The sequence below is a fragment of the Gracilibacillus caseinilyticus genome, assembly GCF_022919115.1.
GTDB lineage: Bacteria > Bacillota > Bacilli > Bacillales > Amphibacillaceae > Gracilibacillus > Gracilibacillus caseinilyticus.
On sequence record NZ_CP095072.1, the window covers coordinates 1,656,920 to 1,673,164 of the forward strand.

Annotated in this window: 17 protein-coding genes; 11 read left to right on the plus strand and 6 right to left on the minus strand. The window is 39.2% G+C overall.

Translation table 11 applies throughout. The features are described from left to right. Positions 1-27: 27 nt before the first annotated feature. Entirely contained in the window at positions 28-1,317 is a 1,290-nt protein-coding gene (locus MUN88_RS07985) for an MFS transporter (RefSeq protein WP_244723117.1), read from the minus strand. A 166-nt stretch (positions 1,318-1,483) separates the two neighbouring features. Here MUN88_RS07985 and MUN88_RS07990 point away from each other — a divergent pair, with 166 nt between their 5' ends. Further along, the gene (locus MUN88_RS07990; protein ID WP_244723118.1) at positions 1,484-1,831 is read left to right on the plus strand and encodes a hypothetical protein; all 348 of its coding nucleotides are present in this window, start codon (positions 1,484-1,486) and stop codon (positions 1,829-1,831) included. 398 nt (positions 1,832-2,229) lie between these two features. On the opposite strand, the gene MUN88_RS07995 is transcribed toward MUN88_RS07990, so the two are convergent. From MUN88_RS07995 to MUN88_RS08005, 3 genes are all read right to left on the minus strand, one after another. After that, entirely contained in the window at positions 2,230-2,502 is a 273-nt protein-coding gene (locus MUN88_RS07995) for a hypothetical protein (protein ID WP_244723119.1), read from the minus strand. Between the two features lie 98 nt (positions 2,503-2,600). Further along, entirely contained in the window at positions 2,601-3,434 is an 834-nt protein-coding gene (locus MUN88_RS08000) for a DUF2268 domain-containing putative Zn-dependent protease (protein ID WP_244723120.1), read from the minus strand. Then, a complete protein-coding gene (locus MUN88_RS08005; protein WP_244723121.1) occupies positions 3,431-4,132 on the minus strand; it encodes a class I SAM-dependent methyltransferase in 702 nt (233 codons plus the stop codon). Before MUN88_RS08005 ends, MUN88_RS08000 begins: the two co-directional genes overlap by 4 nt. Positions 4,133-4,270: 138 nt before the next feature. Here MUN88_RS08005 and MUN88_RS08010 point away from each other — a divergent pair, with 138 nt between their 5' ends. The 3 genes from MUN88_RS08010 (at position 4,271) to MUN88_RS08020 (ending at position 7,229) form a co-directional block, all read left to right on the plus strand. Next, positions 4,271-4,768, plus strand: a complete 498-nt coding sequence (locus MUN88_RS08010) for an Lrp/AsnC family transcriptional regulator (protein WP_244723122.1) — start codon at positions 4,271-4,273, stop codon at positions 4,766-4,768. After that, the gene (locus MUN88_RS08015; protein WP_244723123.1) at positions 4,765-5,949 is read left to right on the plus strand and encodes an aminotransferase; all 1,185 of its coding nucleotides are present in this window, start codon (positions 4,765-4,767) and stop codon (positions 5,947-5,949) included. Before MUN88_RS08010 ends, MUN88_RS08015 begins: the two co-directional genes overlap by 4 nt. Positions 5,950-6,068: 119 nt before the next feature. Continuing rightward, positions 6,069-7,229 carry a family 43 glycosylhydrolase gene (locus MUN88_RS08020; protein ID WP_244723124.1) on the plus strand — a complete coding sequence of 387 codons (1,161 nt, stop codon included), beginning with the start codon at positions 6,069-6,071 and terminating at the stop codon, positions 7,227-7,229. 529 nt (positions 7,230-7,758) lie between these two features. Here the strand turns inward: MUN88_RS08020 and MUN88_RS08025 are convergent. Then, the gene (locus MUN88_RS08025; RefSeq protein ID WP_369809962.1) at positions 7,759-8,052 is read right to left on the minus strand and encodes a HesB/YadR/YfhF family protein; all 294 of its coding nucleotides are present in this window, start codon (positions 8,050-8,052) and stop codon (positions 7,759-7,761) included. 168 nt (positions 8,053-8,220) lie between these two features. On the opposite strand from MUN88_RS08025, the gene MUN88_RS08030 reads away from it, so the two are divergent. Beyond that, positions 8,221-8,553 carry a MerR family transcriptional regulator gene (locus MUN88_RS08030; protein ID WP_244723125.1) on the plus strand — a complete coding sequence of 111 codons (333 nt, stop codon included), beginning with the start codon at positions 8,221-8,223 and terminating at the stop codon, positions 8,551-8,553. 20 nt (positions 8,554-8,573) lie between these two features. Here the strand turns inward: MUN88_RS08030 and fbpA are convergent, their stop codons facing one another. Further along, positions 8,574-8,798, minus strand: a complete 225-nt coding sequence (gene fbpA / locus MUN88_RS08035; RefSeq protein WP_244723126.1) for a Fur-regulated basic protein FbpA — start codon at positions 8,796-8,798, stop codon at positions 8,574-8,576. A 329-nt stretch (positions 8,799-9,127) separates the two neighbouring features. On the opposite strand from fbpA, the gene MUN88_RS08040 reads away from it, so the two are divergent. From MUN88_RS08040 to MUN88_RS08065, 6 genes are all read left to right on the plus strand, one after another. Beyond that, on the plus strand, positions 9,128-9,940 hold the full coding sequence (locus MUN88_RS08040; protein ID WP_244723127.1) for a glycosyltransferase family 2 protein: 813 nt from the start codon (positions 9,128-9,130) through the stop codon (positions 9,938-9,940). Positions 9,941-9,951: 11 nt separating this feature from the next. Beyond that, positions 9,952-11,286 (plus strand): MATE family efflux transporter, encoded by a 1,335-nt coding sequence (locus MUN88_RS08045; protein ID WP_244723128.1) that lies wholly within the window; start codon positions 9,952-9,954, stop codon positions 11,284-11,286. A 66-nt stretch (positions 11,287-11,352) separates the two neighbouring features. Beyond that, positions 11,353-12,333, plus strand: coding sequence for a Gfo/Idh/MocA family protein (locus MUN88_RS08050; RefSeq protein WP_244723129.1), 981 nt, complete (start codon positions 11,353-11,355; stop codon positions 12,331-12,333). Between the two features lie 59 nt (positions 12,334-12,392). Beyond that, complete coding sequence (locus tag MUN88_RS08055; protein WP_244723130.1) at positions 12,393-13,079, plus strand: CAP domain-containing protein; 687 nt, start codon at positions 12,393-12,395, stop codon at positions 13,077-13,079. A gap of 978 nt (positions 13,080-14,057) precedes the next feature. Next, complete coding sequence (locus tag MUN88_RS08060; protein WP_244723132.1) at positions 14,058-15,212, plus strand: MFS transporter; 1,155 nt, start codon at positions 14,058-14,060, stop codon at positions 15,210-15,212. A gap of 18 nt (positions 15,213-15,230) precedes the next feature. Further along, positions 15,231-16,136: an AEC family transporter gene (locus MUN88_RS08065; protein WP_244723134.1), complete on the plus strand. Its 906-nt coding sequence runs from the start codon at positions 15,231-15,233 to the stop codon at positions 16,134-16,136. Positions 16,137-16,245: the final 109 nt, after the last annotated feature.

Genomic DNA, 16,245 nt, shown 5'->3' on the forward strand with positions numbered 1-16,245 from the left:
TAGTGTTGTTCCCTCTCACCGCTTGACTCAAACGGTGCTACTCTCTGAAGTCGCTGCATTGATGTGTTCGATCTTCTTATCTGAAGGTACAAAATAAAGAATGACCATTCCAATTACAAACAGGATGATTAAGCTTAATATACCCGCATTCGATTTCCCGGTTATCTGAGCGGTAACCCCCAGTAACAACGGTCCAGTAATGGAAGCGAACTTACCGAAAATATTGTAAAACCCAAAAAATTCGTTGGCATTGTTTTTCGGAATTAATTTGGCAAAATAAGATCTGCTTAATGCTTGGAGACCACCTTGTGAAGTAGCAACCAGCATGGCAAGCACCCAAAAATCAAATGCTGTCTCTAAGAAATAGCCATAAATACAGACGACCATATATATAATAATGCCAACATTTAACATGCTTTTAGCAGAAAAACGATCCGCTAATTTTCCGTATAACATCGCGAAAGGAGCGGCAACGATTTGGGTAACAAATAAAACTACTAATAAAACAGTAGAACTGAGACCGACGTCTGTTCCGTATGCGGTCGACATCGAAATAATCGTTCCAACTCCATCGATATAAAAGAAGTAAGCTATTAGAAACAACGTTAAATATTTATATTGTTTAATATTGCGAATGGTACGAAATAGTCGTTTAAAACTTTGTCTGACTGGCTTTGGATCTCTTTTTATATAATGCACCTGTTGGACATTTTTTATAATGGGTATAGCAAAAATCGCCCACCACGAACACGTAATCAGAAAGGCTACTTTACTTGCGGTAGTGCTTGTAATGGGAAGAATCCCTTGCTGGGATAGTAATATTATGGCAATGCTAAGAACAAAAGGGATCGCGCTCCCGATATAACCGAGAGCAAATCCACGAGAAGAAATATTATTCATCCGTTTGTCGTCTGTCACATCTACAAGGAATGCATCATAAAAAACGTTCGCACCGGTTGAACCTAAAGATGCCAATGTGTAAAACACTAACAATAGCAGCCATTCTCCTTCTGGGACAAAAATCAGTGCGAATGTCGAGAAAATGCCCAAACAGATGAAGCTTACAAAAAATTTCTTTTTCAAGCCTTTATAATCGGCAATCGTCCCTAAGATAGGTCCTAACATTGCCAATATAAAGGTAAAAATAGAAATGGTATATCCTAAATAAGCGGTGGAATCTGCAGCTTCTACACCTGCTGCACTTGCTTGTGCTTTGTAGAAAATAGGGAAAATAGCAGTTGTTATAATGATGGAATAGGCAGAGCTTCCCCAATCATAAAAAACCCAACTTTTTTCATGCTTTGATAACTTGTCCATGTCGTCACCATCCTTGATTTATAAGGTGCGTAGTACTCTTCGTTTTATTTTACTAAAGTTTCTGACCAAAAACTTAATAGATCAGAAAAAATTTACAGAAAGTTTATTTTTTTTGGAAACGGGTACATTATTATCAGTACATCATTAAAATGAGAGGATGATAGTAATGTATAAACCATTACAAGCTTTCTTTAAGACGGAAAATGATGCAGAGTCTGTAAAGGCAGATTTAAATAAGCTGAAGACCAATGATATTCGTGTGGATCAATTACCGGATGCCGATCACACGCTGATTTTGACACCGTTAACGTATTCAGGTAATAACACTTCTGGAATGGGAGCAGGTGGTGGCATTGTAGCAGCCTTCAGACAAGATGATGAAGGTTTAGAAGTAGATAATGATCCTAGAGAGTACACGTTAGAATGTGAAGTATCTGAGGATGATTTTCAAGAGGCATTAAGAATCATTATGGATAACGATGGGTATGTTGACCAGGAGTCTTTCGATAAATAACAAAGAAGCGGAATCGTCCATACGATTCCGCTTTTTTATAACGTGAGTAAAGACAGTATAAAATTACAATCACAAAGGCGAATTGTAGAAGCAATCATGCTAAGATGAAGGATGAAGTGTGAGTTCTTATAATGCGATTATGCTTACTAGCTTTTTACTAATTTTGAAATAAATGAAGTACTAGGACATCGCTCCGGCTAACCAAGCAGTAGCCTAGTTGAAGACGTATGGCAGTGGGGTTAAGCCCGTTTTTTCTTATTTGTAGCGAAAATTTGGAATGTGCAAAGCATAAATAAAACTTCGGCATTCGCTAATGGACGAGGCGAATGCCGAGCTTTACTAAAATTGTCGCCGAAGTGGGTAGGTAGGTTCAACAATAACGGCTCTATTTTCTTATCTTACCAGAAGAAAAATGGCAGGAATGCAATCGTTGCGATGGCTCCAAGTGCGATACCTAGACCAAAGCCTCCTCGGCCTCGGCCGTAACCGCCATATCCACCACCGTAATAACCAATACCATATCCACCCATTCGGTTATTTCCGCCAAATGGTTCTAGAAAAACTTTCGATCTATTAACATTTCGGATAACTCCTCTGTGTATTTCACCGTTGTGTGTCACGATTCTCACCGGACGTCCCATATTATTACAACAAAAATCATAATGTGACATGACCAAACTCCTTTCATTTAACAGTAGTTACGTCTAACTGTTACTAGCATATGCCAGTTTGTATAAAGGGAGTGGTCAGCTGTTCGTCGGCAAATTGCTTAATTTTTTGGAAGGTGAAAGCTGGTTTCATTTAAAATATTTTCGTTATTGGTATGCAATAAATTGGTAGCTGGACATTTTTTAGCTTTCATGAAGCGGTGAACTACATTAAATCCAATAATATAACCAAGATTTTTAGGGGCGCCACGCATGCCGTACATAATAAGATCATGCTTGGCATTTCCTCTTGTTACTTGCTGATTCGGTTCTATCCATTTCTTCCACAACCTTGTTAATTCCTTATCGGTAACCAGGCTAACACGTTTGTTGCCATAGGAAGGACCGACCATCTTTCGGACTAGCCATTCAGCAATCCCTTCCAGCATGATAGCATCTTCTAATGTATAATCCTGTTCTGCCTTAGGGAATCGATGCAGACGACAAATATGACTGTATTCATGGATAACCAGCGCTGCAATTTCACGCCTTGCTGCTCCTTTTTGCAAAAATAAAAATAGTTTATCAGGAAAGCTTAAGCCGGCATTGCCATTAAACCATTCATTTAATTCAGGAATGGTCTCATTGGAAGGGAAAATAAAAATATCTGTGTCAGGTCCTTTCCAGCTATGCTTACACTTCAGGTACATCTTTTCAACGGCTTGTGTATAACATTGCTGTTTCCATTCTTGCCAATCATTTTCACTGATGTCTGCAGCGAATAAGCCATGTTGCAATAAGTGCTGTTGAATAGCTGATGGTTCAACAGCAGGAAAGAATTCACCTAAGTATTTGGACAGCATTGACTGCTGCAGGCGAAAGGCTTCTTTTTTTGATTTTTGGTCTTTCTTTTTGATAAAGGCGTCGATCCACTGGGTAGTCTTGTGTATAGTCACGTTAGATTCCTCCGTTTTTCCACGATGAATAAATAGGTATGCAAGTGGTCGTTGTATTTATCATTCAACTGAAAATGGTGAAAAAGCGTTTCGATTGCCTCTTCGGATACGGAGGAAGGCAAGACTGGTGGTGTATTCGATGTTTTTGTGATTTGTTCTGCTGTGATGACATCAAGAGAATGCTTTTGGAATTGCTGGAGCCATTCCTGCTTTGAAAATAGTTGTGGAAGGTGATAAAAGAATTTTATGTCTTCCTCTTCTTCTGGGCGTAGTTGATCAGATTTAACCATTTCTATAAGAACGAACTGTCCTTTCGGTTTCAATAAATCAGTTAAAAAAAGGAGGTTTGCAGGGATAGGTGTAAAAGCAAGAACCGACTCCGATATAATCAGGTCAAAGAAGTCATCCATAAAAAGTAAATCCTCAATCCGTTGCTGCATGATTTCGATCGAAGGCATTTTTTGTGTTTCCTTTTTGGCTAGCTGCACCATTTCATGGGATTGGTCAATGCCATACAGATAAGCTTCGGTATGATCCCGTAATTGTTTCAACGTTTGGCCAGTACCACAGCCGATTTCTAAGACATGTTTTTTCTGGTTGAAATTAATCTGCTGTATCCATTGTTGGGTAGTGGCCTTTCCGCCAGGATGTGCATAGGCAATTTTCAACTGATTCAGGAGGTCCTGATAGCTAAACATTGGTTTCAGTCCTTTCTGGATTTAGGTATGCTTTCTAGATGGTTTATATTTAAATTTAATTGTAGTATTATTAACTATTAGAAACATAAATCAAAGTTGTATTTAGTGTATACACAACTTTTAAAGTAGGTGAATCAAATGGAACAAAAAGAAATTGAATTATTGAAATTATTAGAAAAAAACGGACGAATGAATAATGAAACCCTTAGTAAAATGCTAGATGTTCCACCAGCAGAAGTGGAAGAAATGATTCAAAAATTAGAAGAAGAACATGCCATCCTTGGATATTCCACGTTGGTTGATTGGTCTAGTGTCTATGAATATGAAGGTGTCGCTGCATTAATAGATGTAAAAGTAACGCCTGTTCGTGGGTTGGGTTTTGATAAGATTGCATCCAGAATCTACCGTTTTCCAGAGGTGAAAGCTGTTTATTTAATGTCAGGTGCTTATGATCTAAGCGTATCGGTAGAAGGCAAGACGATGATGGAAGTGAGTCGCTTTGTTTCCGATAAACTTTCAACGTTAGATACCGTACTGTCTACTACTACTCACTTTATTTTGAAAAAATACAAACATGACGGAATTATTTTCGATGATGGCGATGATGATGACAAACGCATCATGGTGACACCATGACGCAATCATACTTAGCAAAACAAGTACAAGATATTAAACCATCAGGTATTCGGAAATTCTTTGATCTTGCTTCCAAAATGGATAATGTAATATCACTAGGTGTAGGGGAACCAGATTTCGTAACACCTTGGAATGTGATAGAAGCAAGCTATCACTCGCTGGAACAGGGTTATACGGCGTATACAGCGAATGCGGGTTTGCTGGAGCTCCGTGAAGAAATTAGCAAATACTTATATGAAACGTTTGACATATCTTATAATCCGGAAACTCAATTACTTGTAACCGTTGGCGCAAGTCAGGCAATTGATGTAGCTTTACGAACAATTTTAGATCAAGGTGATGAAGTAATTATCGTAGAGCCTTGCTTTGTTTCATATGGACCAGCAGTCTCTTTGGCGGGGGGGGTGCCTGTATCTGTTAGTGCAACTGCGGATAATGCGTTTAAGATTACGCCGGAGCAAGTTGAAGCAGCTATCACGCCACGTACAAAAGCGATTGTTATGTGCAGTCCTAATAATCCAACGGGTGCAGTTTTAAGTAAAAAAGAATTAACAGCTGTAGCAAAAGTCATCGAAAAGCACGATTTAGTCGTTCTTTCGGATGAAATATATGCAGAACTTTCCTATGATGAACTGGCAAGCAGTATGGCTGTGATAGAGGGAATGAAAGAACGTACGATTGTTATTTCCGGTTTCTCCAAGGCGTTTGCAATGACTGGTTGGCGATTAGGTTATGTTGCTGGTCCTGTTGAGATTTTGGCAGCCATGACGAAAATTCACCAATATACTATTATGTGTGCTCCAACAATGGCACAGCATGGTGCATTAGAAGCGCTTCGTAACGGCAATGAAAGTGTGAAAGAGATGAAAACGAGCTATCGGCAACGTCGTAATTTTGTAGTCAAAGCGTTGAATGAAATGGGCTTATCCTGCCATTTGCCCGGAGGAGCATTTTATGTATTTCCATCGATACAGTCGACAGGATTCAGTTCTGAAGAGTTTGCTCAAAGGCTGTTGGAGGAAGAAAGAGTAGCAGTTGTTCCAGGCCACGTTTTTGGTGAAAGTGGAGAAGGATACATTCGCTGTTCCTATGCGACTTCTATTAAACAATTGGATGAAGCGATGAAAAGAATGAAACGTTTTGTGAAGCGTCATAGTAAAACCAACGAACCAACAGTTTGATTAACTGTTGGTTTTTATTTTTTAAATATCTTTTACTATCGATTTGATAAACTAATATGTTGATAGTGTTAATTCTCTCGTTTATAATGAAATGGAAGAATGTAGAGAGGATGTCAAACATGGAAATAAAGCGGATACATGACGTGACGATCAATATTGATAAGGGTGCGGATCTTTCGTTGCCGGAACAAGTCCTTGTTGATCTGGATCGGGATTTAACAGCGCCATTTCCTGTTAAGTGGAGTGATGTAAATATTCATGAACTTGAGAGTAAAGGAAATGCTGAAGTGGAAGGCGAAATTGAATATAATGATTATCCAAAACCTTTTATAGAGCAAAGAGCAGATCCATATTTATTTAAACATACAGATGGATTTTATTATTTTACAGGATCATATCCGTTATATGATCGGATTGTCTTAAGAAGGTCGAAAACCATCGCTGGCCTACCAGAAGCGGAAGAGAAGGTTATATGGAGGAAGCATGAATCAGGTATTATGTCAGAGCATATTTGGGCACCGGAAATTCATTATATTGATGGCAAGTGGTATATGTATTTCGCTGCTGGTGAGAAAGAGGATGTCTGGGCAATCAGACCGTATGTGTTAGAGTGTGATACAGAAAATCCATTAGAAGGAGAATGGGTCGAAAAAGGACAAATTAATACCTCTTTTCAAAGTTTTTCACTAGACGCTACCACATTTGAACACAATGGAAAACGTTATTTGGTCTGGGCCCAAAAAGTGGAGAATGATACGATCTCTAATCTGTATATTGGAGAGATGGAGAACCCATGGACGATCAAGCAACAAGTGTTACTCTCGACACCTGAATTTGGTTGGGAAGTAATCGGATTTGATGTTAATGAAGGTCCTGCTATGATTAAAAACGATCAACGCATCTTTATTGCCTTTTCAGCTAGCGCAACCGATGAGAACTATGCGGTTGGCTTACTCCATGCGGACGTAAATAGTGATTTGCTTGATCCGGCTTCTTGGACAAAGAAAAAAGAACCAGTACTTGTGTCAAGTGACGAAACAAGTGAGTATGGACCAGGTCATAATAGCTTTAGTGTAGATGAGAATGGCGAGGATATCCTCATCTATCATGCCAGACCGTATAAAGGATTTAATACGGAAAATCCTTTATACGATCATAATCGCCACGCCCGTATTCAAAGGCTTTTCTGGACTGAAGACGGATTCCCTTACTTCGGAGAACCAGGATACCAGTTAGATTTCTCCAATTATAAAGCCAAGGCTCATATTACACTGAACTAAAAAGAAGCAACAAAGAGGACAATTGATAGTTCTCCTTGTTGCTTTTTTAAATGGAAAAATTTTAGCTTAAGATTGGGAAAAATAAAAGTGTATATTCTGATAATACGGATTATGTAAATGGAGCTTCTTTACAATGATGCAATTTTGAGATGTTTTATCTGCTCTGCACGAACAGCTAAAAGCAGTGGCTCTAGGCATTATGCAATGATGAAGTGTAGTATGAACACTCGTTGATACCACTTCATATACTACCCCTTGCATCAGTTGTAGAGTAAGTACCATAGCGTAGGCCAATCACCATTTATTTCCAAAGTTAGCTGAAGCCGTGCCTCGCAGGACGCGAAGTGATTGGCCGGAGCGATATCCTAGCACATGAATCATTTCAAAATGACGACTAAACTACTAGTTGACATAATTCGTATTATAGGTAGTTGTATACATAACCTAGTCAGGACAGGGCGGGTGTATGCCTGTTTCTATCATAAGCAATGGATAACGGTAAGAGAGCTGGTGATACCGATTATGAATATTATTCTACAACATACTCAATTTCATCATATTTACGTGAATATTTAATATGGAGATTTTTTTGGTCAAAATACCAAATATCGGACTCTTCAACGAAAAAATGAATGCCTTCTTCAGTGACCTCTGCGCCAAGATTGTTGGGTTCTGCTTTTTCGAGTGCCAGGGAGAAGCCTTTATGTACACCGCCAAATCCGCCGTATCTGGCAAAGAAACGGATTGAATCGCCTTCTGCTAACTCTAATTCTTTAATGAACCATTTTGCTGCAGGCTTTGTAATGGACATTTCCATCATCATTCCTCCTTCCTTCTCTATACTATCGAATTTAAAGGTATGTAGCTAGCAAAAAAAGAATAAAATTATTATTGTTATATTTTCTTACAAAAGTTTGTGCAACCATAAACTAAAATTGTATAATTCTAGTAAGGTCACGTTACAACGGAAACGCAATAGGTGGTGTATCACATGGCAGAAAGTCAAAGTCCTTCATACAAGGAACGTAAGGTGATAACGATAGGCGTAGTAAGTGAACTGACGGGGCTTTCAGAACGTCAAATTCGTTATTATGAGGAAAGAAAACTTGTATTTCCAGAACGTTCTGCAAAAGGAAATAGAAAATACTCTTTTGCGGATGTTGAATTACTGATCGATATTGCGAATAAGCGTGAAGAAGGTGTCCAAACCTACGAGATTAGACAAGATATGATACGGGCAGAGAAAAAGAAAGAGAAAAAATTGCGCAAAGAACTACTACGAGGGGAAATCAACGCACGATTCGGTATCCAGAAAGAAAGATAAAAAGAAAGATAAGGAGAAGCCTAATGAAGACCAGGCTCCTCCTTATCTTTTTTTGGATTAAAGCGAGTAAATTTCATTGCGCTCTGTTTCTCGAATTCTAAACAGAACTGCTCATAATCATGTACGATTTCACTAATGGGTTTGTTATAGAGGTCTTGATCGTCTTTATCCACAATGCCATTGGCCACCAACTGCTGAATCAGATATGCCTTCTGCTTTTCAACTGCTTCACGTAAAAAAGCCATGAGATTAACCTCCTAATAATTATAAAATACAGTATGCATCCTTTTATAAGAAAAGTATTGCCATTTCTGTTATATGTTATACAATCAAACTTCATGTCACTGTTGCAGATCTGTGTCTAAAATGTATTAAAATTGTAATATGGAATAATAAATTCGAATGATTTCGTAGATTACAACGTCTTGTAATATAATAAATGAAGGAAATAGTAAAGGGCTGGTAGATTAAAAACAGGATATGTCTTTACTATATGCCATTATTTTAACTTTGTCATGGCGGATGTCAATAAAGTTTACATACAATTTAATTAATCTTAGTGAGGGGTTTACAAATGTTCAATCCTAAAGTGTCTGTCATTATCACGACTTATAATCGTCACGTTGCATTAGCTGAACTGCTAGCCGCACTAGTAGAACAAACTTTCCAAAATTTCGAAGTTATTATTATTAATGATGCTGGTGAATCAATTGATCAAGTAGTAGATTTATACCCTGAACTACATATCCAAGTTATCCATTTACCAGTCAATCATTACCATGTGTTTGCACGGAATCAAGGAGTACAAGCTGCAAAAGGGGAATTTATCATGCTGATGGATGACGATGATTTGCCATTGTCTATGCATCTGGAAACAATGTTACCGGAAATAGAGGAAGCCGATCTTGTATATTCAGATGTTGAGATTGTTAACTATCGAGAAGTGGGGAAGAGAAGAATACCATTAAATCATCAGCTTTTCGCTTATGATTTCGATCTTGCAGCAATGCGTACATTTTCGACATATGTTCCTTCTGGCAGTTTGTACCGTAAATCACTTCACAATGATATCGGCCTGTTTGATGAGGAAGTTCGGAATTATTGGGATTGGGATTTCTTTTTGCGTACAGCAGAAAAACATCGAATTAAACGTGTGGCAGTGGCGAGTGTATTATATGAATTTTCCGAGTTTGGTCAGAATCAGTCGAAGAAATTAGACAGTATGCGTTCATATTTGGATCGGCTTTCGGAAAAACATCATTTAGGCACACTGCCAACTAAGAACTTCTTTTTATTATTAGATGAGCCACAAGTAAAAAAGAGACAAGCCGTAAGTCAACGTGTCTGGGATGGGAAAACAATGCCTAAATCTAGACTAAACATCTAGGAGGAAATTTTTTGAGTAAACATCGTGATTTTACAAAAGGGAATATATGGACAGATTTATTTCATTTTTCTTCACCTATTATGTTTGCCCAGTTATTACAAGTGTCCTATCAATTTGTCGACAGTATTTGGGTGGGGAATCTGATTGGCGCGAATGCTCTAGGGGCAGTGAACATTGCAGGTACTGTCATTTTTACGGTTTTATCGTTTATCATTGGTATAAATAATACAACGCTGACCGTCCTCTCTCAGCAGAAGGGTAAAGGGAATGAACGAGGTGTAGCCCGATACGTGAATGCTTTCGTCGTTACCTTAACAGCATTAGGTATCATGATGGGGGTAATTGGATTCGTTTTTGCTGAAGCGATTTTGCAACTGTTGGACACTCCTTCCTCTATGCTCGTTTCCTCCATTATGTATTTACGAATTAATGCAATAGGTATTTTATTTTTAATTGGATATAACTTTATCAGTACGGCGTTACGAGCGGTTGGTGACAGTAAGACACCGTTAAAATTTGTCTCCCTTGCCGTATTGCTTAATATTGTACTCGACCCACTGTTCATCTCTGTTTTTCATTTAGGGGTGCAAGGGGCTGCAGTGGCCACTATTCTATCCCAAGGGTTTGCATTTATATATGGAGTCCTGTACGTTGTCAGGAAGAAGATTATTCCGTTAAAGTGGCCGGTTATTCCGCAAATATCAGAAGTGAAGCTGATCCTAAATCTAGGAATACCGTCTGGATTACAAATGGCGGTGATTTCTGCTGGCGCAGCTGCGATCATCAGTGTGGTAGCAGGGTATGGGGAAGATGCTGTGGCGGGGTACAGTGCAGCCCAGCGACTGGATAGTTTATTTTTGTTGCCAGCTCATGCGCTAAGTGCAACCGTCAATAGCATGGCTGGTCAAAATATCGGAGTGGGAAAATGGGAACGAGTGAAAAAAATTGCAACATACGGTATCATATATAATTTAGCTGTGATGCTTCTTGTTGCTGTTATCATTTCATTATTCGCTGAATTTGGAATGCGCCTTTTTATCCAGGAAGAAGGTGCGGTACAGTTTGGTGCAAGTTACTTAATGGTAATTGCCTTTTTCTATCCTTTTCTCGGCATTAATTTTGTTTTGAATGGTATTGTCAGGGCGTCTGGGGCGATGTATCAGGTGCTAGTGCTTAATCTTCTATCCTTCTGGGCGCTTCGTTATCCACTGTCGTATCTTTTTTCAGAAATAATGGGTGAAGATGGTATTGGATATGGAATTGGTATAAGCTTTATGATAAGTAGTATATTCGCCTTTTTGTATTACCGCTATGGTAAATGGCGTCAGAAAAGAATATTTGCTTAGTAAGTCTTCCTGCCTCGGCAGGGATGCGATTTCATGAAACCGTTTAATTTGAGAGGAGAGGTAAACATGTTACGTATTGGATTTATCGGAACCGGGGGATTTACCAATCATCATGTACAGGTACTACAAGGGATAGAAAATGTAGAAGTGGCAGGGTTCGTGGGATCAAGCCTTGAAAAAGCAGAACAGTTTGCAGCCCAGTATACAGGGGCTGTTGGATATTCACAATTAGAAACGATGTTAGAGCAGGAGCAGCTAGATGCGGTCTATATCTGTGTCCCGCCAATGGCGCATAAGAATTATGAAGCATTGTTAATAGACTACGGCATCCCTTTTTTAGTAGAAAAACCGTTAGGAATAGATGTGCAGCAAGTTCGCAAGGTGAAGGAAAAAGTAGAGCAGCATCAACATCTGACTGCAGTTGGCTACCATCTGCGCTATTCCGATACAATTGCCAGAGTGCAGGAATTACTAAAAAATGCGGAGACGGCAATGGCAGCCGGGAAATGGATGGGCTCCATGCCAGGCGTATACTGGTGGCGGAATCAGGAGCAGTCTGGTGGGCAGTTTAATGAGCAGACAACACACATAACAGATCTTATCCGCTATTTATTTGGTGAGGTAAAGGCTGTTTATGCGCAAGAAACCAATCAATGTACTAATAAAAAAGACCCGACTGTAACAGTAGCGGATGTTGGTCTTTTTACGTTAACGATGGAATCGGGCATGCTAGTCCAAATCATGAATACGTCGGCATTGCCAAATGGAACTGGGGATGTAGGCATCGAAATATATACGGATCAAGGCATTATTGATTGGAAATTGGGACATGTTAATTGGAAGTTTCCGGGGAAACAAGAGCGTTATGATCAACTGCAAAATCCTTATAAACGGGAGACAGAAGCCTTTTTGCATGCTGTTGCAACAGGCGATCGTTCAAAAATACTTTCCACGTATGAAGATAGCTGGTATACGTTCAAAGTCACAGCAGCTGCAGAAAAATCACTGGAAGAAAAAAGAGTTGTAGATGTAAATGAAATAGAATAAGTACAACATCTTTGGTGCATAGTAAACCTACAGGATAAATACTACCTAGAGGTGATAATATGTACAAACAGATGATGACATTGCTATTGTTTGTCGCCTTCCTACTTGGCGCATGTAATGAAAGTTCATTAGAACCAGAAAATCAAGATATTCAGCCAGAGAATGTAAACTTTAGCGGCTACAATAAAGACGAAGATCAACCGACAACAGATAATCCTGATGAAGTCCCTGTCAATCCTGGCAGAGAACAAAATATTTTTGGAAAAGCGAACCCCAATCAATGGTTTCGCGGACCAAACAATGGAAATAACAATGCTGAGCAAAACGATACAACGGACCAGGCAACTCCGTCAAATGACGCCGAGTCGTTAGATGCAGTCCGCCAACAAGTGGTTGATTTAACAAATGATGCCCGCAATAGAAATGGTGTACCTCCATTAAAAATAGATTATGAAGTAGCAGATGTAGCACAGAAGAAAGCGGATGATATGTCGGAAAACGACTACTTCTCTCATACTTCACCAACATATGGTTCTCCTTTTGATATGTTAAAGCAGTTTGGCGTATCATACACAAAGGCATCAGAGAATATTGCGGCAGGGCAGCAATCTCCGCAACAAGTTGTGGAAGGTTGGTTAAACAGTGAAGGTCACCGTCGAAATATGCTCGACCGCGAAGTGACGCACATCGGTGTAGGTTACAGTTCAGATGGCAATTACTGGACCCAATTATTTATCAAAAAATAATGTAAAAAAGACTAGTCTTAAGGCTAGTCTTTTTTGTACTCAGTCAAGAAAGTATATAAGTGCAGCCACAGCAGTAATCATATTGAACATGAAGTTGAGTTCCTATAATATGGATTATGTTAACTAACTGCTTAGTGTTTATTTTGAAATGATTCATGTGCTGAGATATCGCTTCGGCCAACCACTCCGCGTCCGGCAGGCACGGCTTCAGCTAACTTTGTGAAGAAAAGCGCTTCACAAAGTGGATCTTCAGCTCGCGCTGTTCCTGCAGGAGTCTCCGTGGTTGGCCTGCGCTAATATATTGGTTCTACAACTAATAGAAGACTTAGCATTTAGATTGCTATCATCAAATTGGGGAATTGCAGAGATATAATGCTTAGTACTGCTGCCTGCTATTAACTGTTACAGACGGTGTTGAACCCTCACTTAAGCGTAGGAAATATGCGGAGACTCCCGTGGAATCAGCGCGAGCTGAAGATCCACTTAGGAAAGAAAAGAATTTTCTTTCCTAAGTTAGCTGAAGCCGTGCCCACAGGACGCGGAGCATATTTCCGGAGCTTTGCTAAGCAGATAAAATATATCAAAATGACCATTTTGCAATACAGCCATAGTTAACATAATCCATATTATAGGCAGTTGTATATTATTTATGTCAATTAGGACCGGTGGGTTATGCCCGGTTTTTCTAAGTTAACAAGGAGTATAAATTTTAGCGATGAAACATGCTGAAGACCTGCATCGCTCTATAATAAGGAAGACTTGCTTGGTGGTGATAACCAGAAATTGAGTCGCTCTTATGCTTTTGGGTGATCGTCATCATCTATTCGCAAGATCACCGTTGTCAGACGAGTTTTGCTGTTTCTCTCCCCCTTGTTATGCTCTTTTCCTCTTAGCCCTCTTTAAATTACCCTTTCTTTTATGTCGAAGAAACACTATAATTAGAACTTATTAGTACAACTTGAGAAGGGAGCTATGTACTTGTTATTTCGCGGAGAATCAACGATACCATTAAAAATGCTCTTATTTTGTTTTCATGCGGCCAATACGGTTATCGTCAGCTTCTTACCATTAAGCCTACAGGAAAAAGGGCTAAACGGGACAGAGATAGGCTGGATAATGGCGGTAGGACCGCTTGTTTCGATATTTGCCCAACCATTTTGGGGTTATACAAGTGATAAGCGACAAACGGTAAAAAAAATAGTAATGCTTTGCTTAGTCGGTATTATGATTATGAGTCTGCTCTTTCTGCAGATGGAGACTGTACCGTTGTTACTATTAAGTGGTGCTGCTTTCTTTTTCTTCGCATCACCAATTGGGGCACTCGGAGACAGTTTATCTCAACGGCGCGCAGATCAATTGGGAGTTAGCTTCGGGTCCATTCGTACGTGGGGTTCAATTGGTTTTGCCACCTCTTCGCTACTGGTAGGTGAAATCCTCTCTCATACAGGAATCCATTTTATCGCCTGGCCATATTTTATTTTAGCGACTGCCGGTTTTCTGGTGAGTACGCAATTGGTGGATGTAAAGGTGGAAACACCTCCCATCCAATTTAAGGATATTAGTATGTTACTGAAAAAGAAACCATTTATTATCTTTCTTGTACTAATTGTTTTTATTACGATTGCGCATAGGGCGAACGACAGTTTTATTGGCATATACATAGCATCGCTGGGCGGCTCAGAGGATTTGATCGGTATTGCCTGGTTTGCAGGAGTAGCAAGTGAAGCAATTGTTTTTGCGACAGCAGGGTATTGGTTTCGTAAATATCATCCCCTTATTTTTATTATCGCTGCGGGTGTGCTTTATTCGATTCGCTGGTTTTTGTATGCCGTATTTAATGATCCGATGTTAATTGTAGCACTGCAATTTTTACATGGTCTAACATTCGGGGTATTTTATTTAACGGCTTTTCAGTATGTGACAAGGCTAATCCCTAAAATGCTTCAATCGACAGGTCATTTAGTTTTTGTATCTACCTTTTTTGGTTTATCAGGCATTATTGGTTCACTTTTGGGTGGTGTTATGATGGACAACTTAGGCGGTTCTACGCTCTACGCTTATATGGGAATCTTGACTTCAGCAGGGACAGTGATGATGCTTTTGTATCATTGGCTCCCTTTCGGAAAAGCATAATAGAAATGGTGTGATAAGATGGAATTTATCGGTGTATTGATCCCGATATTCAGTATATTTGCAATCGGTTATATAGGAATTAAGTTTTTGCCTATTGATATTAAATCGATTTCTACGATGACGCTTTATTTGATGTCGCCTTTTTTGGCATTTCGTACCTTTTATCAAAATGAGCTGAATATGGATTATATTTATTTGGGTGCATTCTTATTAGTATTATGTATGATCAGTCTGTTATTCAGTTATCTGGTAGGATATATTCGAAAGTGGGACCAGCAGGTGAAAAGTGGATTTGTTCTTTCCAGTGTTTTTATGAATAATGGAAATTACGGGGTACCGCTGATTTTACTCGTGTTTGGTGAGGAAGGTTTTCACTATGCGATTATATTAATGGTATTGCAGACGTTAATTATGTGTACAATCGGTATTTATTTTGCGGCAAAAGGTGGAGCGGATGGCAGAAGGATCAAGATATCGCCATTAAAAGATGTCGTGAAAGTGCCAATTGTGTATGGTGCCATACTTGGAATTCTGTTAAATCTGTTTCATTTACCTATTAATGATCAAATGATGACGGCAATTGATATGGTAGCTGATGCGACGATTCCGACCATTATGGTTGTATTAGGTATGCAACTGGCTAAAATTAAACTTGGAGATCTGGAGTTTGGTCGTGTAAGCTTGGCGGTTGTATTCCGCTTGTTGCTGGCTCCGGTTATTGCTTATTTTCTAACACTTCCTTTACCGGTTGATGAGATGGTTAAAGATATTTTGATCATTACCGCAGCAATGCCGACAGCGGCGAATACAACGATGTATGCTTTGCAATTCGGTTCAAGGCCAGGCTTCGTTTCGAGTGTAACACTCATTACGACTTTGTTGAGTCTGATCACATTGCCATTGCTTTTAACGATTTTAGTATAACAAGGAAGAGGAGGGGGAAAATATTAATACTCCCCTCCAAATATGTGTAATAATTATACAAAAAATTCTGAATTGTCAAAATACACAAATTTTACGAAAACCTATTGAT

Coding starts and splice junctions, on each gene's coding strand:
- MUN88_RS08010 (WP_244723122.1), top strand. CDS start 4,271: ATGGAACAAAAAGAAATTGAATTATTGAAATTATTAGAAAAAAACGGA.
- MUN88_RS08055 (WP_244723130.1), top strand. CDS start 12,393: ATGTACAAACAGATGATGACATTGCTATTGTTTGTCGCCTTCCTACTT.
- MUN88_RS08025 (WP_369809962.1), bottom strand. CDS start 8,052: ATGATGATGGAAATGTCCATTACAAAGCCTGCAGCAAAATGGTTCATT.
- MUN88_RS08065 (WP_244723134.1), top strand. CDS start 15,231: ATGGAATTTATCGGTGTATTGATCCCGATATTCAGTATATTTGCAATC.
- MUN88_RS07995 (WP_244723119.1), bottom strand. CDS start 2,502: ATGTCACATTATGATTTTTGTTGTAATAATATGGGACGTCCGGTGAGA.
- MUN88_RS08020 (WP_244723124.1), top strand. CDS start 6,069: ATGGAAATAAAGCGGATACATGACGTGACGATCAATATTGATAAGGGT.
- MUN88_RS07985 (WP_244723117.1), bottom strand. CDS start 1,317: ATGGACAAGTTATCAAAGCATGAAAAAAGTTGGGTTTTTTATGATTGG.
- MUN88_RS08015 (WP_244723123.1), top strand. CDS start 4,765: ATGACGCAATCATACTTAGCAAAACAAGTACAAGATATTAAACCATCA.
- MUN88_RS08030 (WP_244723125.1), top strand. CDS start 8,221: ATGGCAGAAAGTCAAAGTCCTTCATACAAGGAACGTAAGGTGATAACG.
- MUN88_RS07990 (WP_244723118.1), top strand. CDS start 1,484: ATGTATAAACCATTACAAGCTTTCTTTAAGACGGAAAATGATGCAGAG.
- MUN88_RS08005 (WP_244723121.1), bottom strand. CDS start 4,132: ATGTTTAGCTATCAGGACCTCCTGAATCAGTTGAAAATTGCCTATGCA.
- MUN88_RS08050 (WP_244723129.1), top strand. CDS start 11,353: ATGTTACGTATTGGATTTATCGGAACCGGGGGATTTACCAATCATCAT.
- fbpA (WP_244723126.1), bottom strand. CDS start 8,798: ATGGCTTTTTTACGTGAAGCAGTTGAAAAGCAGAAGGCATATCTGATT.
- MUN88_RS08040 (WP_244723127.1), top strand. CDS start 9,128: ATGTTCAATCCTAAAGTGTCTGTCATTATCACGACTTATAATCGTCAC.